The sequence below is a fragment of the Streptomyces sp. NPDC001750 genome (genome assembly GCF_042892615.1).
Classification (GTDB): Bacteria; Actinomycetota; Actinomycetes; order Streptomycetales; family Streptomycetaceae; genus Streptomyces.
The window spans coordinates 200352-222298 of record NZ_JBIAUE010000004.1 but is presented as its reverse complement, the minus strand read 5'-3'; the positions used below and the strand labels follow the sequence as shown (position 1 = coordinate 222298).

At 73.1% G+C, this 21947-nt stretch carries 18 protein-coding genes and 1 pseudogene; 7 read left to right on the top strand and 12 right to left on the bottom strand.

Annotated elements, in window-relative coordinates; translation table 11 throughout:
- Positions 1–165: 165 nt before the first annotated feature.
- The 3 genes from sucB to ACFYY6_RS09235 form a co-directional block, all read right to left on the bottom strand.
- A complete protein-coding gene (sucB, locus tag ACFYY6_RS09245; RefSeq protein WP_389192353.1) occupies positions 166–1983 on the bottom strand; it encodes a 2-oxoglutarate dehydrogenase, E2 component, dihydrolipoamide succinyltransferase in 1818 nt (605 codons plus the stop codon).
- Between the two features lie 61 nt (positions 1984–2044).
- Positions 2045–3433, bottom strand: a complete 1389-nt coding sequence (gene lpdA / locus ACFYY6_RS09240) for a dihydrolipoyl dehydrogenase (protein WP_351523827.1) — start codon at positions 3431–3433, stop codon at positions 2045–2047.
- A gap of 338 nt (positions 3434–3771) precedes the next feature.
- Positions 3772–5328: a leucyl aminopeptidase gene (locus ACFYY6_RS09235; RefSeq protein ID WP_389192350.1), complete on the bottom strand. Its 1557-nt coding sequence runs from the start codon at positions 5326–5328 to the stop codon at positions 3772–3774.
- A 296-nt stretch (positions 5329–5624) separates the two neighbouring features.
- Between ACFYY6_RS09235 and ACFYY6_RS09230 the strand changes: the two genes are divergently transcribed.
- A complete protein-coding gene (locus ACFYY6_RS09230) occupies positions 5625–6515 on the top strand; it encodes an endo alpha-1,4 polygalactosaminidase (protein WP_351523824.1) in 891 nt (296 codons plus the stop codon).
- 95 nt (positions 6516–6610) lie between these two features.
- Here ACFYY6_RS09230 and ACFYY6_RS09225 read toward each other — a convergent pair whose 3' ends face one another.
- A complete protein-coding gene (locus ACFYY6_RS09225; protein ID WP_389192559.1) occupies positions 6611–7393 on the bottom strand; it encodes an adenosylcobinamide-GDP ribazoletransferase in 783 nt (260 codons plus the stop codon).
- A 221-nt stretch (positions 7394–7614) separates the two neighbouring features.
- On the opposite strand from ACFYY6_RS09225, the pseudogene ACFYY6_RS09220 reads away from it, so the two are divergent.
- A pseudogene (locus tag ACFYY6_RS09220) lies at positions 7615–7964 on the top strand (hypothetical protein).
- Here the strand turns inward: ACFYY6_RS09220 and ACFYY6_RS09215 are convergent.
- From ACFYY6_RS09215 to ACFYY6_RS09195, 5 genes are all read right to left on the bottom strand, one after another.
- Positions 7904–8647 (bottom strand): hypothetical protein, encoded by a 744-nt coding sequence (locus ACFYY6_RS09215; RefSeq protein ID WP_389192347.1) that lies wholly within the window; start codon positions 8645–8647, stop codon positions 7904–7906. The pseudogene ACFYY6_RS09220 and the gene ACFYY6_RS09215 sit on opposite strands and share 61 nt — an antisense overlap.
- Positions 8644–10446 carry a phosphatidylglycerol lysyltransferase domain-containing protein gene (locus tag ACFYY6_RS09210; protein WP_351523821.1) on the bottom strand — a complete coding sequence of 601 codons (1803 nt, stop codon included), beginning with the start codon at positions 10444–10446 and terminating at the stop codon, positions 8644–8646. Before ACFYY6_RS09210 ends, ACFYY6_RS09215 begins: the two co-directional genes overlap by 4 nt.
- 114 nt (positions 10447–10560) lie before the next feature.
- Positions 10561–11724, bottom strand: coding sequence for a nicotinate-nucleotide--dimethylbenzimidazole phosphoribosyltransferase (gene cobT, locus ACFYY6_RS09205; RefSeq protein ID WP_389192344.1), 1164 nt, complete (start codon positions 11722–11724; stop codon positions 10561–10563).
- A 165-nt stretch (positions 11725–11889) separates the two neighbouring features.
- Positions 11890–12744, bottom strand: coding sequence for a class I SAM-dependent methyltransferase (locus tag ACFYY6_RS09200; RefSeq protein ID WP_351523819.1), 855 nt, complete (start codon positions 12742–12744; stop codon positions 11890–11892).
- A 135-nt stretch (positions 12745–12879) separates the two neighbouring features.
- Complete coding sequence (locus ACFYY6_RS09195; RefSeq protein ID WP_386608717.1) at positions 12880–14082, bottom strand: bifunctional adenosylcobinamide kinase/adenosylcobinamide-phosphate guanylyltransferase; 1203 nt, start codon at positions 14080–14082, stop codon at positions 12880–12882.
- 376 nt (positions 14083–14458) lie between these two features.
- On the opposite strand from ACFYY6_RS09195, the gene ACFYY6_RS09190 reads away from it, so the two are divergent.
- Positions 14459–14677, top strand: coding sequence for a hypothetical protein (locus tag ACFYY6_RS09190; RefSeq protein ID WP_351523816.1), 219 nt, complete (start codon positions 14459–14461; stop codon positions 14675–14677).
- Between the two features lie 573 nt (positions 14678–15250).
- Here ACFYY6_RS09190 and ACFYY6_RS09185 read toward each other — a convergent pair.
- From ACFYY6_RS09185 to ACFYY6_RS09175, 3 genes are all read right to left on the bottom strand, one after another.
- Complete coding sequence (locus tag ACFYY6_RS09185) at positions 15251–16351, bottom strand: trypsin-like peptidase domain-containing protein (RefSeq protein WP_351523814.1); 1101 nt, start codon at positions 16349–16351, stop codon at positions 15251–15253.
- Between the two features lie 291 nt (positions 16352–16642).
- On the bottom strand, positions 16643–17377 hold the full coding sequence (locus ACFYY6_RS09180; protein WP_351523831.1) for a methyltransferase domain-containing protein: 735 nt from the start codon (positions 17375–17377) through the stop codon (positions 16643–16645).
- Between the two features lie 113 nt (positions 17378–17490).
- The gene (locus ACFYY6_RS09175) at positions 17491–18090 is read right to left on the bottom strand and encodes a DUF3043 domain-containing protein (RefSeq protein ID WP_351523813.1); all 600 of its coding nucleotides are present in this window, start codon (positions 18088–18090) and stop codon (positions 17491–17493) included.
- Between the two features lie 317 nt (positions 18091–18407).
- On the opposite strand from ACFYY6_RS09175, the gene ACFYY6_RS09170 reads away from it, so the two are divergent.
- From ACFYY6_RS09170 to ACFYY6_RS09155, 4 genes are all read left to right on the top strand, one after another.
- Entirely contained in the window at positions 18408–19190 is a 783-nt protein-coding gene (locus ACFYY6_RS09170; protein WP_073782216.1) for a PspA/IM30 family protein, read from the top strand.
- A 9-nt stretch (positions 19191–19199) separates the two neighbouring features.
- Entirely contained in the window at positions 19200–19478 is a 279-nt protein-coding gene (locus ACFYY6_RS09165) for a hypothetical protein (protein ID WP_351523811.1), read from the top strand.
- A 250-nt stretch (positions 19479–19728) separates the two neighbouring features.
- Entirely contained in the window at positions 19729–21078 is a 1350-nt protein-coding gene (locus ACFYY6_RS09160; RefSeq protein ID WP_351523809.1) for a sensor histidine kinase, read from the top strand.
- Positions 21075–21773: a response regulator transcription factor gene (locus ACFYY6_RS09155; RefSeq protein ID WP_351523807.1), complete on the top strand. Its 699-nt coding sequence runs from the start codon at positions 21075–21077 to the stop codon at positions 21771–21773. Before ACFYY6_RS09160 ends, ACFYY6_RS09155 begins: the two co-directional genes overlap by 4 nt.
- Positions 21774–21947: the final 174 nt, after the last annotated feature.

The following is a 21947-nucleotide window of genomic DNA, read 5'->3' as shown; positions in this document are numbered from 1 at the left end:
AGCCCCGCTACGAGGGCTCCCGGCCGCCTTGCGATCGCACGCACCGGACGACGCTCCTTCCGGGCAAACCTTGCCGGTCACGGCACTAGACAATACGGCGGCGCCCCCGCCCGGACGTGGTCCGGACGGGGGCACCGCTCGTGAGGCTGGTTACAGCCGCGACGTTCAGAGGCCGAGCTCGACCTCGAACTCACCGGCCTCCAGGATCGCCTTGACCGTGGTCAGGTAACGGGCGGCGTCCGCGCCGTCCACCAGACGGTGGTCGTAGGAGAGCGAGAGGTACGTCATGTCGCGCACCGCGATCGTCTCGCCGAGGTCCGGGTGGTCGATGACCACCGGACGGCGGACCGTGGCACCGATGCCCAGGATGGCGACCTGGTTCGGGGGCACGATGACGGTGTCGAACAGCGCACCGCGCGAGCCGGTGTTGCTGATGGTGAAGGTGGCCCCGGACATGTCGTCCGGCGTCAGGCCGCCACCGCGGGCCTTGCCCGCCAGCTCCGCGGTCTTCTTCGCGATCCCGGCGATGTTCAGGTCGCCCGCACCCTTGATGACCGGGGTCATCAGACCCTTCTCGGCGTCCACGGCGATGCCGATGTTCTCCGAGTCGAAGTACGTGATGGTGCCCTCGTCCTCGTTGATCCGGGCGTTGACGACCGGGTGGGCCTTCAGCGCCTGGGCCGCCGCCTTGACGTAGAACGGCATCGGGGACAGCTTGACGCCCTCACGGGCCGCGAACGCGTTCTTCGCCAGGCCGCGCAGCTTCATCAGCTTCGTGACGTCGACCTCGACGACCGACGTCAGCTGGGCCTGCGAGTGCAGCGCCTTCATCATGTTGTCGCCGATGACCTTGCGCATGCGGGTCATCTTGACCGTCTGGCCGCGCAGCGGGGACGCCTCCAGCTTCGGCGCCTTCGGGGCGGCGGCAGCGGCGGCGACCGGAGTCGGCGCGGCGACGGCGGCCCTGGCGGCCTCCGCGGCGGCGACGACGTCCTGCTTGCGGATACGGCCACCGACGCCAGTGCCCTTGACCGCGCCCAGGTCGACACCGGTCTCGGTGGCGAGCTTGCGGACCAGCGGCGTGACGTACGCGCCTTCGTCACCGGCGGTCGCGGCCGGGGCGGCGACGACGGGAGCCGGGGCGGGGGCGGCGGGCGCGACCGGGGCGGGAGCCGGCGCCGGGGCCGCCGGAGCCGGGGCCGGGGCCGCCGGAGCCGGGGCCGGAGCGGGGGGCGCGACCGGGGCGGGAGCCGGGGGCGCGACCGGCGCCGGGGCGGGGGCCGCCGGAGCGGGGGCTGCCGGAGCGGCCGGTGCGGCGGCGGGCGCGGGGGCGGCGGCCGGAGCGGCCGGGGCAGCCGCCGGAGCGGCACCCGGGGCACCGATCACGGCGAGCTTGGCGCCGACCTCGGCGGTCTCGTCCTCGGCGACCACGATCTCCAGCAGCACGCCGGAGACCGGCGCCGGGATCTCGGTGTCGACCTTGTCCGTGGAGACCTCCAGGAGGGGCTCGTCCTCCGTGACCTCCTCGCCGACCTCCTTCAGCCAGCGGGTGACGGTGCCCTCGGTGACGCTCTCGCCGAGCGCGGGGAGGGTGACGTCGGTGCCGGCCGCGCCACCGGCCGGAGCGGCGGCGGGAGCCTCGGCGACCGGGGCCGGGGCCGGGGCGGCGGGGGCCTCGGGAGCCGGGGCCGGGACGGCCTCGGGCTCGGCGGCGGCCGGGGCGGCAGCGGCGGCGGGCGCACCCGTGCCGTCGTCGATGACGGCCAGCTCGGCGCCGACCTCGACGGTCTCGTCCTCGGCGACCTTGATGGCGGTGAGGACGCCGGACGCCGGGGCGGGGATCTCGGTGTCGACCTTGTCGGTCGAGACCTCGAGCAACGGCTCGTCGGCCTCGACGCGCTCGCCCTCGGCCTTCAGCCAGCGGGTGACAGTGCCCTCGGTGACGCTCTCACCGAGCGCCGGAAGGGTTACGGAAACCGACATGGTTTCGGTTGCTCCTTACGAAAGTGCGGAAGTGGTCGGTCGTCGCGTCCGGTCGACTGGATCAGTCGTGGGAGTGGAGGGGCTTGCCGGCCAGAGCCAGGTGGGCCTCGCCCATCGCCTCGTTCTGGGTCGGGTGGGCGTGGATCAGCTGCGCGACCTCGGCCGGCAGTGCCTCCCAGTTGTAGATCAGCTGGGCTTCGCCGACCTGCTCGCCCATGCGGTCACCGACCATGTGGACGCCGACCACCGCACCGTCCTTGACCTGGACGAGCTTGATCTCGCCCGCGGTCTTCAGGATCTTGCTCTTGCCGTTGCCCGCGAGGTTGTACTTCAGGGCGACGACCTTGTCCGCGCCGTAGAGCTCCTTGGCCTTGGCCTCGGTGATGCCCACGGAGGCGACCTCGGGGTGGCAGTACGTCACCCGCGGGACGCCGTCGTAGTCGATCGGGACGGTCTTCAGACCGGCCAGGCGCTCCGCGACCAGGATGCCCTCGGCGAAGCCGACGTGCGCGAGCTGGAGCGTCGGGACCAGGTCGCCCACGGCCGAGATGGTGGGCACGTTGGTCTGCATGTACTCGTCGACGAGGACGTAGCCGCGGTCCGTCGCGACGCCGGCCTCCTCGTAGCCCAGGCCCTGCGAGACCGGGCCGCGGCCGATGGCGACCAGCAGCACCTCGGCCTCGAAGGTCTTGCCGTCGGCCAGGGTGACCTTGACGCCGTCCTGGGTGTACTCGGCGCTCTGGAAGAACGTGCCGAGGTTGAACTTGATGCCGCGCTTGCGGAAGGCGCGCTCCAGGAGCTTCGAGCTGTTCTCGTCCTCGACCGGGACGAGGTGCTTCAGGCCCTCGATGATCGTGACGTCGGTGCCGAAGGACGTCCACGCCGAGGCGAACTCGACGCCGATGACGCCGCCGCCCAGCACGATCGCCGACTTCGGGACGCGGTCCAGCTTCAGCGCGTGGTCCGAGGAGATGATGCGGTTGCCGTCGATCTCCAGGCCCGGCAGCGACTTCGGCACGGAACCGGTCGCCAGCAGCACGTGGCGGCCCTGGACCCGCTGACCGTTCACGTCCACCGAGGTGGGGGAGGAGAGCCGGCCCTCGCCCTCGATGTACGTCACCTTGCGCGAGGCGATGAGCCCCTGCAGGCCCTTGTACAGGCCCGAGACGACGTCGTCCTTGTACTTGTGGACGGCGTCGATGTCGATGCCCTCGAAGGTGGCCTTGACGCCGAACTGGTCGGCCTCGCGCGCCTGGTCGGCGATCTCGCCGGCGTGCAGCAGGGCCTTCGTGGGAATGCAGCCGTTGTGCAGGCAGGTGCCGCCGACCTTGCCCTTCTCGATCAGGGCGACGTCCAGGCCCAGCTGCGCCCCGCGCAGGGCCGCGGCGTAACCGCCGCTACCGCCGCCGAGGATCACTAGGTCGAAAACGGTGCTGGCGTCGTTCGCCACGTCACGTCCTCCATGCATGTGCGCCGTACGCCGGGCCCCGTCGCTGGGGGATGACCGGCCGGTCGGCTGGTGTGCGGCCGCTTGTCGTTCGGCCCTGTGGTGGGGGCCCTGTCCTGCCGAGAACCCATCTTCGCACTTGTCGACGGGTGGCGGGACGCGGGGCCCGGGTCTGGGAAGGACGATCATCCGTCCCGGACGGTTACCGCTGCGTAGTGAGGTGCTGTGCCCGTCAAGTTTCGTCGAGAGCGAAACCCTCCTCCGCGTCGTGGTGCCACGGGGGGAACGCGAACGGCCCCGGGCGTATGCCCGGGGCCGATGGTCGTCCGCGTGACGCGCCCTCAGCCGAGGTCGCCGGCGGCCGTGCGCTCGGCCAGCCTCACCAGCGTGCGGACCGCGGAACCGGTGCCGCCCTTCGGCGTGTAGCCGTACGGCGCGCCCTCGTGGAAGGCCGGGCCCGCGATGTCCAGGTGCGCCCAGGCGATGCCCTCGCCCACGAACTCCTGGAGGAACAGGCCGGCCACCAGGCCGCCGCCCATCCGCTCGCCCATGTTGGCGATGTCGGCCGTCGCGGACTCCATGCTCTTGCGCAGGTCCGCGGGGAGCGGCATCGGCCAGGACGCCTCGCCGACCTCCTCGGCGATCTCGTGGACGGAGGCGCGGAAGGCGTCGTCGTTCGCCATGATGCCGAAGGTGCGGTTGCCCAGCGCCAGCATCATCGCGCCGGTCAGCGTCGCCACGTCGACGATCGCGTCCGGGCTCTCCTCCGAGGCGCGGGTCAGCGCGTCGGCCAGGACCAGGCGGCCCTCGGCGTCCGTGTTGAGGACCTCGACGGTCTTGCCGCTGTACATGCGCAGCACGTCGCCGGGGCGGGTGGCGCTGCCCGACGGCATGTTCTCGGCGAGCGCCAGCCAGCCGGTGACGTTGACCCGGAGTCCCAGACGGGCGGACGCGACGACGGCCGCGAACACGGCGGCGGCGCCGCTCATGTCGCACTTCATCGTCTCGTTGTGGCCGGCCGGCTTCAGGGAGATGCCGCCCGAGTCGTAGGTGATGCCCTTGCCGACCAGGGCCAGGGTCTTCTCCGCCTTCGGATGCGTGTAGGCGAGCTTCACCAGGCGCGGGCCGTTGACCGAGCCGCTGCCGACGCCGAGCAGGCCGCCGAAGCCGCCCTTGACGAGCGCCTTCTCGTCGAGGACCTGCACCTTGATGCCGTGCTCCTTGCCCGCGGCGGTGGCCACGGCGGCGAAGGACTCGGGGTACAGGTCGTTCGGCGGGGTGTTGATCAGGTCGCGGGCGCGGTTGATCTCCTCGACCAGCGCGACGGCACGCTCGGCGGCCGCCTTGAACGCCTTGTCGCGCGGCTTGGCGCCGAGCAGGGCGACCTCGCCCAGCGGCAGCCTGGGGCCGTTGCCGTTCTTCTTGCCCTTGGGCGCGACCTTGTCCTCGCCGCCCTGGTACGCGGTGAACGCGTACGCGCCGAGCAGCGCGCCCTCGGCGATCGCCCCGGCGTCCTCGGCGGACTCCACGGGCAGCGCGAAACCGGCCTTCTTCGAACCGGCCAGCGCGCGGGCGGCCGAGCCCGCGGCCCGGCGCAGCGCCTCGGCTTCGTACGCCTCGTCCTTGTCCGGGGCGGAACCGAGTCCGACCGCCAGGACGACCGGGGCCTTGAGGCCGTCGGGCGCGGGGAGCTTGGTCACCTCGCCCTCGGCACCGGTGGCGCCCAGGGACTCCAGGACGGTGGCGAGCTTCCCGCCGAACGCCTTGTCCACGGCCTCGGCGCCCGGTGCGAGGACCAGGCCCCCAGACTTGGATCCGGCGCCCTTGCCGACGCCGACGACGAGTGCGTCGGCGCGCAGCGTCGCCGCACCGGCAGTGCTGAGAGTGAGAGCAGTCACGGTGGTGAAATCTCGCTTCCGTTGAGTTCGTTGTCGGTCGAGGGGTGGGCCGACCATGCCCGGCGCATCGTAGACGCCGTCGCGATGTGCCGGGAATGAGCCTACGCGCGCCTTTGCTGCGGGATCACGGCGGCGGGCCGTCGAAAGAACGGCGCGGGGGCCCGGGGCGCGCTCGTGGACGGCCGCCGGCGGAGGTCCGGGCCCGCGGGTCGCACGGACATGCGGCGGGGGTCGTACGGGGTGAACACGCGGGGGAAGTAGGGTCGTTCGGAATGCCGCACCCGAGAGGGAGAACCATGCGCGCCCGAGGAGCCGCCCGCCCGACACGTCCGGGCCCGGTACTGCCGACCGTGGTCCTGGCCCTGCTGGCCCTGCTGGCCGGTTGCACCGCCGCCCCGGAACCCGGCGGAACGTCCGCCCCGAGTTCCGGGAAGTCCGGCGAGAAGACCGGGGAGAAGCCTGGTGGGCAGGAGGCGCGTTGGCGGCCCGAGCCCGGCACCGGCTGGCAGTGGCAGCTCTCCGGCGGGCTCGACCCCACGGTGGACGTCCCCGTGTACGACATCGACGGCTTCGACCATGGGGCGCCGGCCGTCGCCGATCTGCACCGCAGGGGCCGCAAGGTGATCTGCTACCTGTCCACCGGGGCCTGGGAGGACTTCCGCCCCGACGCCGGGAGGTTCCCGAAGTCGGTGCGGGGCGAGAGCAACGGCTGGGAGGGGGAGTGGTGGCTCGACATCCGCCGCACCGACATCCTGGAACCGCTGATGGAGAAGCGGATCGAGATGTGCGCGGAGAAGGGCTTCGACGCGGTGGAGCCCGACAACATGGACGGCTATCGCAACCGTACGGGCTTCCCGCTCACCGCCGCGGACCAGCTGCGTTACAACCGGCTCATCGCCCGGATCGCCCACCGTCACGGACTCGCCGTCGGGTTGAAGAACGACCTCGGCCAGATCCCGGAACTGGAACCGGACTTCGACTTCGCGGTCAACGAGCAGTGCGCTCAGTACGAGGAGTGCGAGGCGCTGACCCCGTTCGTGAAGGCGGGCAAGGCCGTCTTCCACGTCGAGTACGAACTGCCCGTCGCCCGGTTCTGCGCCGACTCGAAGCGGCTGGGCCTCAGTTCGCTGCGGAAGAAGTACGACCTGGGCGTCTGGCGTCAGGAGTGCCCGCGGGCCCGTCCGTAGCCCCCGCCCGTCGCGCATGGGCCGGGACCCGTCCGTGGTCCGCCCCTCGCGCCGGACCGGGGGACGGTCATGGCCCCGCCCGTCGCACGGGGGGCCTACCCGAGCGCGAGCACCACCAGCGCCGTCGTCGCCGCCGTCTCGGCCAGCGCCCCGAAGACGTCCCCGGTCACCCCGCCGAAGCGCCGGACGCAGTGCCGCAGCAGCAGGTCGGCGGCGGCGAGGGCGGCCAGTACGGCGAGCGCGTGGTGCGCCGCCGCCCCGTACCCGCCCAGCGTCGCACCCGCCCCCGCGCACGCCGCGACCACCGCGACGCCCGTCGCCACCGCCCCCGCCACCGGGACGGTCCCGGCCACCGCCGCGCCCAGACCCTCCGGACGCGCCGCGGGCACGCCCCGGCGGGAGGCGAGGGTGAGCGCCAGCCGGGCCGCCACCGCGGCGACGACCGCCGCCACCGCGCCGTGCGCCCAGCCCCGCCCGTACGACTGCTGGAGCACCGCCACCTGGGCCAGCAGCACGAACAGCAGCGTGATCACGCCGAATGGGCCGATGTCCGACCGCTTCATCACGCGCAGCGCCTCGTCGGTCGGCTTGCCGCTGCCCAGACCGTCGGCGGTGTCCGCGAGACCGTCCAGATGCAGCCCCCGGGTCAGCACCGCGGGCACGGCGGCGGACGCCACCGCGGCGAGCAGCGGCCCGGAGCCGAGCAGCAGCGGCGCAGCACCGGCCGCCGCCGCGAGCACTCCCACCACGAGACCGGCGAGCGGGGCGCACAGCATCCCGGCGCGGGCGGTGTCCCGGTCCCACCGGGTGACGCGGACGGGGATCACGGTCAGGGTGCCGAAGGCGAAGCGCGGGCCGTGGCTGTTCAGGAAGGTCACGGCGCGCAGGCTAACGACCTCGCCCACGATTGTCAGCGGCGTCGCAGCGTCCAGGACCTCCGCCTTGGATTCGAAGGCCCCAGACACCGCTCCTTCTCCCGCTGCCAATCGCGGGCCAGGTCGTAATCGCTGCGACCGGCCGATAGATCGGACGGAGGCCGGATGAAACACGGTCAACCAGGACGAACCATGACAAAAGCGGCTTGTCGGGGGCGGGTGGCATGGGTCACTGGTTCGACCGGAACATCGTCGAGCCGGGGAAGCTTCCGCTGCTCCTCGCGCCGGCCGCCTTCGTGCTCACCTTCGCCGTCACCCGGGTCGTCACCCGGATGATCAGGGCGGGGAAGGCCCCGTTCCGCAACATCACGCCCGGCGGGCTGCACGTCCATCACGGGGTGCCCGGCGTGGTGCTGAGCATCGTGGGCGCGGGCGGCACCGGGCCCGCGCCCGGGCGGTGCTGCTGCGCGCCTACCACCACGACGTGCGCTGGGCGGGGCCGCGCCGCAGACTTCAGGACCTCATCGGCGGCGCGCCGGACGGGGTCCCGGCCCGCGGACGGCGCGACTCCTGAGTGCGGCGGTCCGCGTCACGCCCCCGACGCCGGTGCCGGGCGACCGTGACGACGCACAGCACGAGCACCGCGGCGATCGCCGCCAGATGCTCCTTCCCGGCCAGGTTGTTCTTGAGGAACACCTCGACCACCATCGCCACGATCACCAGCACGCCGGTGAACCACGCCCGGTAGACGCAGCACACGTACACGGCGAGACCGACCACCGCGGCCGACGGACCGGTGTCGACGACCCGGGCGTCGGACGCGGGCAGCCCGAACGGGCCCTCCGGGCCCAGGGCGATGCCGATCCGCGCGTACAACGTCCCGGCCAGGGTGGCGACGTACGCGACAGCGAGCATGCGCCACCGGCCCAGACAGATCTCGGCGATCCCGAACACCACCAGGATCTGCGCCAGCGCCCCCCACACCGGCAGGTCGAGTGCCGGGACGAACAGCGACAACGGGGTACGCAGCAGGGCCGCCCAGAGCGGGTCCTCGGCCCGCACCGCCCCCAGCGCCCGCACCGCCCCGACTCCCCAGGGCCGGCTCTGCACCGCGTGCAGCAGCGCCGTCAGGAAGACCGCGGCGAGGGTCAGGGGGACGGCCCGCAGCCGGGCGGCCACGAGCCCCGCGCGCACGGTCCGGGCCAGTGGCTCCCACTCGCGTCGGGCCGCCCCGCGCAGTCCGCGCCCGGGTCTCATCCCCCCGCCCCGAGCTGCGAGCGGTGCAGCCACTTCGGCAGCCCCGGCGCCTCCAGGAACCCTTCGGCGCGGCCCGCGGCCAGGCCGATGCGGGGCAGGTCGGCACTCTTCTCGAAGAGCATGAAGCGCGGCTCCCAGATCGGCCGGTACTTGGCGTTGGCACGGTACAGCGACTCGATCTGCCACCAGCGCGAGAAGAAGCCGAGCATGGAACGCCACAGCCGCAGCACCGGTCCGGCGCCGAGCCGTGAACCCCTCTCGAAGACGGACCGGAACATCGCGAAGTTGAGCGAGACCTGAGTGATCCCGATCTCCTCTGCGCGTCGCAGGAGTTCGATGACCATGAACTCGACCAGCCCGTTCTCGGAGTCCCGGTCACGGCGCATCAGGTCCAGCGAGAGACCGTGCGGCCCCCACGGGACGAAGCTCAGCAGCGCCCGCAACCTGCCGGGGCCGCCCTCCTCCCCGGGGGCGTCACGGCATTCGAGCATCACGCACCGGCCGTCGTCCGGATCGCCGAGCCGGCCCAGCGCCATCGAGAAGCCGCGCTCGGTCTCCCCGTCCCGCCAGTCGTCGGCGCGGCGCACCAGCTCGGCCATCTCGTCCGCCGGGATGTCCTCGTGCCGCCGCACGGTCACCGTGTACCCGGCCCGCCGGACCCGGTTGTACGCCTGGCGCACGGTCCGCATCGCCCGGCCCTCCAGGGTGAACTCGGCGGTCTCCACGATCGCCTCGTCGCCCAGCTCCAGCGCGTCGAGGCCGTGGCGCGCATAGATCGTGCCGCCCTCCTCGCTCGCCCCCATCACCGCCGGGATCCAGCCGTGCTCGCGGGCCTCGGCCAGCCACGGATCGATCGCCCCCGGCCACGCCTCCGGGTCGCCGAGGGGATCGCCCGAGGCCAGCGAGACCCCGCCGACCACCCGGTAGGCGATCGCAGCCTTGCCGGTCGGCGACCAGACGACGCTCTTCTCCCGGCGCAGCGCGAAGTAGCCCAGCGAGTCCCGTTCCCCGTGCCTGTCGAGCAGTGCCCGCAGCCGGGCCTCGTCCTCCGGAGTGATCGGGTCGACCGCCCGACGGGACCGGAACGCCGCGTACACGACGGCGATCAGCAGCAGCGTGGAGAGGATGTTGATGGTGACGTCGACCCAGCCGGGCGTGGTGATCCCGTCGTAGTGCACGTCGTTCTCGGCGATCGACACCAGGCGCAGCGTGCCGTAGCGCCAGCGGTCCAGGAACGTCGAACGGTACTCGTCCTGGGCGGTGTTGGTCAGGGTGACCAGGCCCGCGGCGATCAGCGAGGTGACCAGCAGTCCGCCTCCCGCGACGGCGGCGGCCAGCTTCGGGTTGGACCGGTCGCCCTTCGCGTAGAACTCGCGCCGTCCGAGGAGCAGCGCCAGGACGAACACGGCGGTCAGCGCCAGCGACACCCAGTTCTGCGGGTACCGCCGCACCTCCGGGAACGGGATCACCAGCGCGAAGAGCAGCAACAGCAGGCTGCTCACCACTATGTTCACGATCCACGCGGCCCGCTTGCGACGGCGCATGGTGATCGCCAGGAAGAGCGCGACCACCCCGGAGGAGAAGCCCGCGGTGAGCAGGTAGGGGGTGAAGAGGTTCGCGGTGTTGTGGCGACGCAGGTCGTTGCCGAGGGTGACCCAGACCGCGCTCAGGAAATTGATGAACGAGACGACCCGGAGGTACCAGATGGTGTACGCGGCGCAGCGGCGTGACCGGACGGTGCTCGGTGCCCGGGTGCCGTCCCGCCCGGATTCCACGGTGGACAATCGGACCTCTCCCATGAAAAGCGATCATATGGTGCATCGCGTCGTGTGAGAGAGCGGGGCCGCGGCCGACGTCCGTCGACCACGGCCCGCCGGATCCGCCGGCCGCCGATCAGGGCCCCGCCGGACCGGTCAGCCGACGGCCGTCCCGCCGGTCCTCCCGCCGACGCCGTTCCTTCCCTCGGTCCCGGCGCCCTCGCCCTCGCCGCTTCCGGTGTCCTCGCCGGACTCTTCGCCGGTGTCGCCCTCCTCGGCGTCGGACGCGCGCTCGGGGAGTTCCGCCGCCAGCGCGGCCGCGGCCCGGACCAGCGGGAGCGCGAGCAGGGCCCCGCTTCCCTCGCCCACGATGACGCCGTGATTCAGCAGCGGGTTGAGTGCCATCCGGTCCAGGGCCTTGGCCTGCGCCGGCTCACCGCTCGCCTGGCCCGCCAGCCACCAGTCCGGGGCCCGGAAGGCCGCCCGCTGGCCCACCAGCGCACAGGCCGCCGAGACCACACCGTCCAGGATCACCGGCAGCCTGCGCACCGCGCACTGGAGCAGGAACCCGGTCATCGCCGCCAGGTCCGCCCCGCCCACCGCGGCCAGCAGCTCCAGCTGGTCGCCGAGGACCGGCCGGGCCCGCCGCAGCGCGTCCCGGATCGCCGCGCACTTGCGCATCCACGCCAGGTCGTCGATGCCCGCCCCGCCGCGCCCGGTGACCACCGAGGCGTCCGTGCCGCACAGCGCCGCGATCAGCGTGCCCGCCGCCGTCGTACCGCCCACGCTCAGATCGCCCAGCACCACCAGGTCCGTGCCCGAGTCGGCCTCCTCGTCGGCGATCGCCATGCCGAGCCGTACCGCCCGCTCGGCCTCCTCGGCCGTCAGCGCGTCCTCGACATCGATCCGGCCGCTGCCCCGCCGCACCCGGTGGCGGACCACGGACTCGGGCAGCAGCTCCGGATCGCAGTCCAGACCGGCGTCCACGATCCGCACCGGTACGGAGAACTGCCGGGCCAGCACGGCGAGCGGGGTGGCGCCCTCCAGCGTGGCCCGCACCAGTTCGTGCGCGCTGCCGGCCGCACGCCCCGAGACCCCCAGCTCGGCCACCCCGTGATCACCGGCGAAGAGCACCACGCGCGGCCGCTCGATGGCCTTGACCGGCACGGACTGCTGGGCGGCCGAGAGCCACTCGCCCAGTTCGTCCAGGCGGCCGAGCGCGCCCGGCGGGACGACCAGGCGCTCCCGGCGTTCCTCGGCATCGCGCCGTACGCCGCCGTCGGGGCGTTCGATCAGGTCGGAGAAGTCGTCCAGATTCACGGGATCTGCCTCGCGGGTCGATACGTCGGTACGTCGGTGATACGTGATGGGTCCGCGAGCCCGGCGGCGGGCCCACTGCGGAACAGTACCCGGAGCGTTTCCGGTCCCCGGCCGCCACGAGGCTCCGCGTCCGGAGCGGTGCCCGGCATCCGTGCGGCGCTCGCGTCATCGAGGGGCCGGGCCCGGGTCCCCGAAGTCCCCGAACCGCAGCCGCGTGATCGCGGGCGTCAGGGCCCGCACCCCCGGCAGCAGCGACTGGAGCCGGATCAGTTCGCCCATCGCGCCCCGCCCGCGCGGCAGTCGCAGCGCCCGCACCTCGGTGATCCCCGGATGGGCGCCGCGCAGCTTGGGCCGCTCGCCGGGGTCCATCGCCCAGCGCATCGGCGGAATGGTCATCCCGCCGACCCGCCACCGCCCCGTCCGCGTGTACGCGGCCGGACGGCGGCCCATCGAGTCCAGGACGAGGGCACCGCCGGCCAGCCGCTCGGCACAGGCGACGAGGATCCCCCGCACCTCCGCCGGACGCAGATACATCAGCAGCCCCTGCGCCGTGACGACGACGCCGCGGCCCCGCGGGTCCTCGATCTCGTCGAGCCAGGCCGGATCGGTCGCCGAGCGGGCCAGGACGCGCGACCGGTCCGTGGCCGGAAGCAGTTCCCGGCGCAGTTCGGCGACCTCCGGGAGGTCCACGCTCAGCCAGTTCAGCAGACCGTTGTCGACCCGCCAGAATCCGGTCTCCAGGCCGTCCCCGAGCGCGACCACGGTGGCGCGGGGGCGTTCCGCGAGGTACGCCTGCACGGCCAGGTCGAAGCAGCGCGAACGCAGCCCCTGGAGCTGCGAGTAGAACGCGTTCGGGCGGCCGAACCGCTCCTCGAAGGGGTAGTCAAGCGCCTCCATCAGCCGGAGCGCCATCGGATCGTCCAGCACCGGATAGCGCCGTCCCGCCTCGTAAGCCCGGTTGTAGAGGGTCCACAGCAGGGTCTCGGGGACCCCGCTCAGCATCGGCCGTATCCGCGCCATGACCGCTCCTCCTCGTCCTTGGTCGTTCTCCTCGTCCCCTCGTTCCCTCGTCCCCTCGTCTCCTCGTTCCCGCGTTCCCTCGTCCCCTCGTCGCGTACGTCCGTCGCCGCGGCGCTCCGGCCGCTGTCGTCGCCGTCAGCCGCGCAGCGTCAGCACCTGACCGGCCACCACCAGCAGTACCTGTTCGCACTCGTCGGCGAACGCCGCGTTCAACCGGCCCAGTTCGTCCCGGAACCGCCGCCCGGCGGCCGTCGCGGGCACCACGCCCGAGCCGGTCTCGTTGGTCACGGCGACGACCGTGCGGCGCGTCCCGCGCACCGCGGCGACCAGTTCGGCGGTCCGCTCGCGCAGCGCGCCCCGCCCGCCGCCCGCCCACGCCGCGTCGTCCCAGGCGTCCACCCGGTCCATCGCGTCCGTCAGCCACAGCGACAGACAGTCGATCAGCAGCGGGGGACCGTCCGACTCCAGCAGTTCCACCAGCTCACAGGTCTCCTCGGTGCGCCAGGCGGCGGGTCTGCGCTCCCGGTGCAGCCCGATCCGGACCGCCCACTCCGCGTCCCCCTCCCGGGTGCCCCCGGTCGCCACGTACACCACCTCGGGGTACGTCTCCAGGCGTCGCTCGGCCTCCACCGACTTCCCGGACCTGGCACCGCCCGTCACCAGGGTGCGCCGGGGCGTTCGGGGCAGCGTCCGGTACTCGCCCACCACCAGCGTCGTCCCGTCCGGCACGGCCCGTGCCCCGCCGGTCGCGAGCCGCCGGTCCAGCTCGGCGCCGGGCGGTGCGTCGTGGTCCACGTGGACGGCGATGATCTCGGTGTGCGGGCCGATCGCCTCGACGGCCCGCAGCCGCGCCACCGCGTCCGGCCGCCCGACCACGTCCCCGACCACGGCGTCGTACGGCTGCGCCACCCGGTCCGTGAGACCGGACGGCGCCGCGCCCGGCGGCAGGTAGAGCAGCCGGACGCCCTCCGGCCCGGTCACCTCGTAACCCGTCCCCGGAGCGTCCATCGCCACCGCCCGCACCCGGTGTCCGCTGATCAACGTCAGCTCCCGCCCGTCCGGCACCCGCCCCGCGGGAGGCAGCCCGGCGGGCAGCTCCACGGCGGGCCCGTCGTGCGGATGGGTGAGCAGCACCTGCCGTACCCCGGTGAGCGAGTGGCCCGCGCGGGCGGCGGCGAACACGGCACCGGGTGTGAGGTCGAGCAGCAGCGCGTCGTCGACCAGCAGCGCGGTCGCCGCCCGCGAACGCGTTCCACGGGCGGTCGCACAGGCGGCACAAGGGCATTCGGGCCTCGGCAGCCCGTCGGGGGCGCCGGTGCCGAGCAGAGTCAGTTCCACGTTCCGATCCTCCCGCGTCCGCGCGGCCGATGCGCGGCCTGGGCGTTCACCGGGCAGACGCACGCCCCGCCCCGTGCCGGACGCGGACCCTTGCGGCGCGACCGCTCCCGCCAGGGCCGCCGCCGCGGGGGTGCGTGCCGGGCCGCGCGACGGGGCAGACTTCGCCGGGAGGCGGACCAGGGCCTGCCTCCGAACTGCCGTCGTCCGGCCGGAGGCCGGGCCGTGAGGTGTCCGGTGCGTGCGAGCGCGCGGCTGAGGATCGTCCTCGTACCGGGCGTACGAGGACGACTCCGGCAAGGCCGCGAGCGTGCGTGGCAGGCGGCAGTTCGACGGCAGGGCCTAGGCTGCGGGCAGCAGAGAGATCCAGGAGGCGGGCATGGCGTGGGCATGGCGGTTCGAGAAGTCCGACGGCACGGAGACGGAGCCGGCCCTGCGGCCGGAGGAATTCACCACGCAGGGCGACGCGGAGTCCTGGATCGGTGAGAACTGGAAGGAGCTCCTCGACGGCGGGACGGAGCAGGTGACGCTCTTCGAGGACGCCACCGAGGTCTACGGACCCATGAGCCTCGACGCCGACCGGGTGGAACAGGGCTGACCGCCTTCCCCGGCGGACGGGTGGTCCGGCCCCGGCACGACGACGGGGGCGGCCGCACCACCGAAGCCCGGCCCGGCCGAAGTGCGCCCGGTCCGAGGTGCGCCGGTCGCGTGGTCCGCACCAGGAGATCGTCCGCCGGTCCGGTCCGGCACGCCACGACCGTACGGTCCGCTTCGGGCTCGTACGGTCGCCGCGTCGCCGGGCCCGGCACGCGATCACGTCCGGCGGCCGGCCGGCCGGGCCCTTGCCTCGCGGCGGGGCCCGCCCGGCGCCGGTCGGGCCCCGGGCCGTGTCGTCGGAGCGCCGTCGCCCGGCCGAAGGACGGCGGCAGTTCGACGGCACAGACCAGTGCTACGACCGGAAGGGTTCACCGGCTCGCGGCGCCCGGCCCGGCACCTCGCCGCGTTGTCGCATCACCCGAGCACGTCCCGTACGAGGGCGATCCTCCGCCTTGCGATGCACCGCACCGGACACCGCGGGCTTCCCGGCAAACCTTTCCGGCCACAGCACTACACGGCGCGTTTCGAAAGTGGCGTCGTTCGCCCGAAGGGCGGGGCCCGGGGCGTACACGCCCTAGATCTCGCCCAGCGTGACCCGGGCCGTCGCCTCCCGCCCGTTGCGCTGGTACGTCACCGTGACCTTCTGGCCGGGCTTGTCCGAGGCCAGCGCCTCCGACAGGGATGTGATCGTCGTGATCGGTGTGTCGTTGATCCGGGTGATGACGTCGCCGGCCCGGAGCCCCGCCTTCTCCGCGGCTCCGCCCCTCCTGACCTCCACCAGTGCCACCCCGGCCGGCTGGTAGTTCTGATTGACGACCGTGCGCCCGGTGATGTTCAGGGCGGCCCGGCCGGAGTCGATGACCCGGCCGTACTTGATGATCTGGTCGGCGATCGTCTTCACCATCGACGCCGGGATCGCGAACCCGATCCCCGGCGCCGCGCCGCCACCCAGATCGGGGTCCGTCGCCGCCAGTGTCGGGATGCCGATCACCTCGCTGTTCAGGTTGACCAGCGCGCCCCCGCTGTTCCCCGGGTTGATCGCGGCCGAGGTCTGCACCATGTTCGCGATCGTCGCGCCGGTCCCGCCGCCCGAGCTGCCCTCGCTGACGGTCCGGCCGACCGCGGAGACGATGCCCTGGGTGACGCTCGACGACAGACCGAGCGGCGAGCCCATCGCCAGCACGATCTGCCCCACCTCGACCTTCTCCGATTCACCGAACGTGGCGGCCCTCAGCCCCTTCGGCACGGTGTCGAGCTTGATGACGGCCAGATCCTGTTGGGGGTACGCGGCCACCAACGAGGCGCCCTGGGGCTTCTCGCCGGTGGCGACCGTGACCTGGAACCGGCGCTCCGTGCCGACCACGTGGGCGTTGGTGACGATATGGCCCTTGGAGTCGTAGACGACGCCGGAGCCCAGGCTGTTGGACGCCTGGATCTGCACGACCGACGGCAGCACGTTCTTGATCACGGCCTCGTACTGGGCCTGGAGATCGTCGCCGTCGCCGGACGGCTGGGACACGGGGCCCTGCCGCGACGAGGCCGTCGTCGTGACGCCAGGCTCGGGCGAACCGGAGACCTCGCCCGAACAGCCGCTCACCAGGGCGATCGCGCAGAGACCCGTGGTCAGGGGGAGCAGCAGTCGACGCGAGCGGTGGCGGGAGTGGAATGCGTCCATGTCCGGATCATCGCCTCGCCACCCGCCGACGGCCCGCCGGGTTCCGCCGACCGGGTGCCCCGCCAGGGACGAGCGGAGCGACCGATCCGGCCGCTCACCAGGAACGACGCACAGGACGCCGGCTCCGGCCGTGCATCGCCGGTTCCGGTCCCGGTCCCGCACCGCGCACAGCGGACCCGGTCGCGCATCGTGCCCGGCGGAAACGGCCGCGCACGGCGGGACCCGGCCGCGCACGGCGGATCCGCGGTCGCGCACGGCGGATCCGCGGTCGCGCACCGCGCGCGGCCGTTCTCAGCCACGCACTCCGCACAGATGCAGCAGCGCGGCCACCCGGCGGTAGGGATCCGTCCGCCCGGCCCGGTCCTCCACGGCCAGCAGCCGCTCCAGTTCGGTGGCGGCCGGCAGCTCCACGTCGTTGCTCACGTTGTCCGTGAAGACGCGTACCCCGTACCAGGCGTGCAGGGGCGCCGCGATCCCGGCGAGCGTGGCGGTCAGGGCGTCCAGCCGGTCGGCGCGGACCGTGAGGCCGAGCCGGTTGGTGTACGTGTCCGTCTCGAAGGCGTCCAGCGCCGCGTCCCAGTCCCCGGCGTTGCCGGGGCGCATCGCGAGCGCGTCGGCGTTCCGTACGAGCAGCGAGAGCAGTCCGCCGGGGGCCAGCATCCGGGCCAGACCGGCCAGCATCGCGTCCGGCTCCCGGACGTACATCAGCACGCCATGGCAGAGCACCACGTCGAAACTGCCGGGCAGGAAGTGCACCCCGGTCTCCAGGCCGTCGCCCTCGATCAGCCGGACCCGTTCACGGATGCCCGCGGGCTCGCCGCCGAGCGCCTCGCGCGCCACCCGCAGCATCTCGGCGTCCGACTCCAGGCCCGTCACGGTGTGGCCGGCCCTGGCCAGGCGCAGCGCCTGGGTGCCCTGCCCCATGCCGACGTCGAGGACGCGCAGCCGCTGGCCGACCGGGAAGCGGGCCGCGATCTGCTCGTCGATCTGGCGGGCGACGAGCTCCTGGCGGACCGTGTTGCGCAGCCCCCCGAGCCCTTTCAGCCATGTCGAGGACGCTCCCGAGAACCCGGTGACGGGGGTGATGTCGCCCGGCGGGCCGGCGGGTGGACCGCCGACCGGTCCGAAGGTGTCTCTGCTCAGGGTCGTTCTCCGCGCTTGACCTGCGGCTTCGGCAGCCGGAGCCGACGCATCTGGAGGGTGCGCATCAGCCCGTACGCGACCGCGCCGCGCTTGGGGGTGTCGGGGAAGCGGGCGTTCAGCTGCTTCCGCAGACGGAACGCCAGGCCGATCGAGTCGACGACGATCAGCACGATCACGAAGAGCCAGAGCAGCAGCGAGATGGTCTGGATGTTCTGCACCTGGATCACGCTGAGGATCAGAATGATCACGGCCATCGGCAGGAAGAACTCCGCGACGCAGAAACGCGAGTCCACGAAGTCGCGCACGAAGCGGCGCACCGGCCCCTTGTCGCGAACCGGCAGATAGCGCTCGTCGCCGTTGGCCAGCGCCTCGCGCTGCCGTGCCAGGTCCGCACGGCGCGCCTCGCGCTGCCGCCGCACGGCCTCCTTGCGGTCCAGCGGCGCGCCGCTGGAGGCACGACGGCGCTGCGACTGGGCCTCGCTGCGCTTGGGGGTGGGGCGACCCTTGGGGGCCTGCGGGTCGCGGGGCTGCTTGGAGAGGTCCGCCGTCACCTTGCCGGTGGGCGCCTTCTCTTCCTTCGAACGGCTACGGAACACAAGGCCCAAGGGTACGGGGTCGCTCGCCGCGACCCCAGGCCGGTCGGGAACGATCCGGCAACGGACCGCGTCCTCACCGGCGTCACCGGGGGTTTCCCCGCCCGGATACAGCAGTGGTGTCCCGGATGTCGCGGCGGCCCCCGGACCCGCCCTACTCCCTGGGCCGGACCGGTGACCGGGCGCAGTCGTCCTTGGGGAGGAGCACATCGGTGCTCGAACAGTGCGGTAATAGAGGTAGGGCCCGTACTGTGGGTTCTGTATGGAGTGCTGGAGCTCAGTCCGTCAGAAGGGGGCGCGCGAAGCCCATGAGCGGTGTCATGAAGCGTATGGGGATGATCTTCCGCGCGAAGGCGAACAAGGCCCTTGACCGGGCCGAGGATCCGCGCGAGACCCTCGATTACTCGTATCAGAAGCAGCTGGAGCTGCTGCAGAAGGTGCGTCGCGGTGTCGCCGACGTGGCCACCTCGCGCAAGCGGCTGGAACTGCAGCTGAACCAGCTGCAGGGGCAGTCCGCCAAGCTGGAGGACCAGGGCCGCAAGGCGCTCGCGCTCGGTCGGGAGGACCTGGCCCGAGAGGCGCTGTCCCGGCGTGCCGCGCTCCAGCAGCAGGTCACCGACCTGGAGACGCAGCATTCCACGCTGCAGGGCGAGGAGGAGAAGCTGACCCTCGCCGCCCAGCGGCTCCAGGCCAAGGTCGACGCCTTCCGCACCAAGAAGGAGACCATCAAGGCCACCTACACCGCCGCCCAGGCGCAGACCCGGATCGGCGAGGCGTTCTCCGGCATCTCGGAGGAGATGGGCGACGTCGGTCTGGCGATCCAGCGGGCCGAGGACAAGACCCAGCAGCTCCAGGCCCGGGCCGGCGCGATCGACGAACTCCTCGCGTCCGGCGCCCTGGACGACCCGACCGGCACGGCCAAGGACGACATCGCGGCCGAGCTGGACCGGATCTCCGGTGGCACGGACGTGGAGCTGGAGCTCCAGCGCATGAAGGCCGAGCTGGCCGGCGGTTCCGCCCCGCAGCAGGCGATCGAGGGCGGCCCGCAGGACGCGGCACAGCGGCAGGCGTCCCAGTCCCCGCACAAGTTCGACAAGAGCTGAGGCAGCGTCATGATCGTACGGATCATGGGGGAGGGCCAGGTCGCCCTGGCCAACAGTCACCTCGCCGAGCTCGACGAACTCGACGACGAACTGCTGACCGAGATGGAGAGCGGCGACGGCCCGGCCTTCCGCTCCACCCTCCACGCGCTCCTGGACAAGGTGCGCGAACTCGGTACGCCGTTGCCGGACGACGCCCTGGAACCGTCCGATCTGATCCTGCCGTCGCCCGACGCGACTCTCGAAGAGGTGCGCGCCATGCTCCGTGACGAAGGCCTGATTCCCGGCTGACACGCGCGCCCCTCGCCCTCCAGCACCGGCACGACCCCGTACCCGCACGGGCACGGGGTCGTGCCGCACGCATCCGTGCCCGCGCGCATCCATGCCGTCCGGGCCCGTGTCCGTACGGCGCCGCCCGTCGGACCGCGCGTCGGCTCGTGCCCCGGGGCGCCGGTCCGCCGGGGACCCGGGGCACGGTCGTGTCCGGAACCTTCCGGCGACCGGGCCGGACCATGCGCGACACGCCGTAACGTAGCCCGACGTGACCCCCCTCGGAACCGGCGTTCCGCGTGCCCGGAACTGGCTGCGCGACCATCCCCTGGCCATGGACGCGGCGCTCGCGCTGGCCGCCCTCCTGACCATGCTCACCGTGTCGTTCGTCCATCCCGGCGTGCCCGACGGCTCGGGCATGGCCACCCGCAGCCCGGACACCGGCGATGTGCTGCTGATGGCGATCGGTGCCGCGGCGCTGGTCTGGCGGCGGCGATGGCCGATGGCGGTGCTGGTCGTCACCACCGTGCCGTCCGTCGTCGAGCTGATGGTCTCCGATCCGCCCTCGCCCGTGGTGATGACCAACGCCATCGCGCTGTACACCGTCGCCGCGCGCACCGACCGGCCCACCACCTGGCGGGTCGGTGCGCTCATGGCGGTCGCGCTGACCGTCACGGCCATGTGCTTCGGCGCCGGACCCTGGTACGGGCAGGAGAACTTCGGGGTCTTCGCCTGGATCGGCATGGCCTGCGCCGCGGGGGACGCCGTCCGCTCCCGGCGCGCCTTCGTCGACGCGATCAGGGAGCGCGCCGAACGAGCCGAGCGGACCCGGGACGAGGAGGCCCGGCGCCGGGTGGCGGAGGAACGGCTGCGGATCGCCCGCGATCTGCACGACGTGGTCGCCCACCACATCGCGCTCGTCAACGTGCAGGCGGGGGTGGCCGCCCATGTCATGGACCGGCGTCCCGACCAGGCCAAGGAGGCGCTGGCCCACGTCCGGGAGGCCAGCCGGTCCGCGCTCGACGAACTCCGGGCCACCGTCGGCCTGTTGCGGCAGTCCGGGGACCCGGCCGCGCCGACCGAACCGGCCCCCGGGCTCGCGGTCCTCGACGAACTGGTGGACACCGTGCGGCGGGCCGGCCTCGCGGTGGAGGTGGCCTGCGCGGACGGGCGGCCCACGCTGCCCGCGGCCGTCGACCTGGCCGCGTACCGGGTGATCCAGGAGGCCCTGACCAACGTCCGCAAGCACGCGGGTCCGGGCGCGAAGGCCGAGATCAGCGTCGTACGCGTCGGAGCCGTCGTGGAGATCACCGTGATCGACAACGGACCGGGCGACGGCGGCCACGATGCGCGCGGCGGTGGACACGACTCGGGCGATGGACCCGACTCGCGTGGGGGCGGTGGCGGCGGCCATGGCCTGCTCGGCATGCGGGAACGCGTCACCGCGCTCGGCGGCACCCTCACCGCCGGGCCCCGCTACGGCGGCGGATTCCGCGTCCATGCGATCCTGCCCGTCGAGGCGCGTACGGCGGAGCCGGACGAACGGGGCGCACCGGGCACGGCGGGTGCGGCGGGCGCCGCGGGCCGGACCGGCCGGACGGGGGAGGACGAGAACGCATGACACCGCCCATCAGGGTGCTGCTCGCGGACGACCAGGCACTGCTGCGCAGCGCGTTCCGGGTGCTGGTCGACTCGGAGACCGACATGGAGGTGGTCGGGGAGGCGGCGGACGGGGCCCAGGCCGTGGAACTCGCCCGCTCGACCCGCGCCGACGTGGTGCTGATGGACATTCGGATGCCCGGCACGGACGGCCTCGCCGCGACCCGCATGATCAGCGCCGACCCGGAACTCACGGGCGTGCGGGTCGTCATGCTCACCACCTTCGAGGTGGACGAGTACGTGGTGCAGTCGCTGCGGGCCGGGGCGTCCGGTTTCCTCGGGAAGGGCGCGGAGCCGGACGAACTCCTCGCCGCCATCCGTATCGCGGCCGCGGGCGAGGCTCTCCTCTCACCGGCCGCGACCAAGGGCCTGATCGCCACCTTCCTCGCGCAGGGCGGCGGTTCGGGCCGCGGCGAGGGGGCGGGCGCCACCCGGTACTCCGAGCGGCTCTCCGCGCTCACCGGCCGGGAACGCGAGGTCCTCGTCCTCGTCGCGGGCGGGCATTCCAACGACGAGATCGCCGAACGGCTCGCCGTCAGCCCACTCACCGTCAAGACCCATGTGAACCGGGCGATGGCGAAGCTCGGCGCACGGGACCGGGCGCAGCTGGTGGTCATCGCGTACGAATCGGGACTGGTGCGGCCCCGCGCGGAATGAGGACGCGGCCCGGGTGGAGCGGGCGGTCGCGGGGGCGGGTGCTCCCAGGGGTGGAGCGGTAGCCCGCCCGAGGTGCAGCGAGGGGTGGAGAAAGGACGTACTCCAGCTGCGGTATGCGGAGCATAAGAAAGCGACCCAGGGGCCGAGGCTCCGGGTCCGGCCATGAGGGATCGT

Bases quoted from the DNA above. Each gene is read 5' to 3' on its own strand.
- ACFYY6_RS09230 (WP_351523824.1), top strand. From the start codon at position 5,625: ATGCGCGCCCGAGGAGCCGCCCGCCCGACACGTCCGGGCCCGGTACTG.
- ACFYY6_RS09190 (WP_351523816.1), top strand. From the start codon at position 14,459: ATGGCGTGGGCATGGCGGTTCGAGAAGTCCGACGGCACGGAGACGGAG.
- ACFYY6_RS09185 (WP_351523814.1), bottom strand. From the start codon at position 16,351: ATGGACGCATTCCACTCCCGCCACCGCTCGCGTCGACTGCTGCTCCCC.
- ACFYY6_RS09200 (WP_351523819.1), bottom strand. From the start codon at position 12,744: ATGGCGCGGATACGGCCGATGCTGAGCGGGGTCCCCGAGACCCTGCTG.
- ACFYY6_RS09155 (WP_351523807.1), top strand. From the start codon at position 21,075: ATGACACCGCCCATCAGGGTGCTGCTCGCGGACGACCAGGCACTGCTG.
- ACFYY6_RS09165 (WP_351523811.1), top strand. From the start codon at position 19,200: ATGATCGTACGGATCATGGGGGAGGGCCAGGTCGCCCTGGCCAACAGT.
- ACFYY6_RS09170 (WP_073782216.1), top strand. From the start codon at position 18,408: ATGAAGCGTATGGGGATGATCTTCCGCGCGAAGGCGAACAAGGCCCTT.
- ACFYY6_RS09215 (WP_389192347.1), bottom strand. From the start codon at position 8,647: ATGAGACCCGGGCGCGGACTGCGCGGGGCGGCCCGACGCGAGTGGGAG.
- ACFYY6_RS09210 (WP_351523821.1), bottom strand. From the start codon at position 10,446: ATGGGAGAGGTCCGATTGTCCACCGTGGAATCCGGGCGGGACGGCACC.
- sucB (WP_389192353.1), bottom strand. From the start codon at position 1,983: ATGTCGGTTTCCGTAACCCTTCCGGCGCTCGGTGAGAGCGTCACCGAG.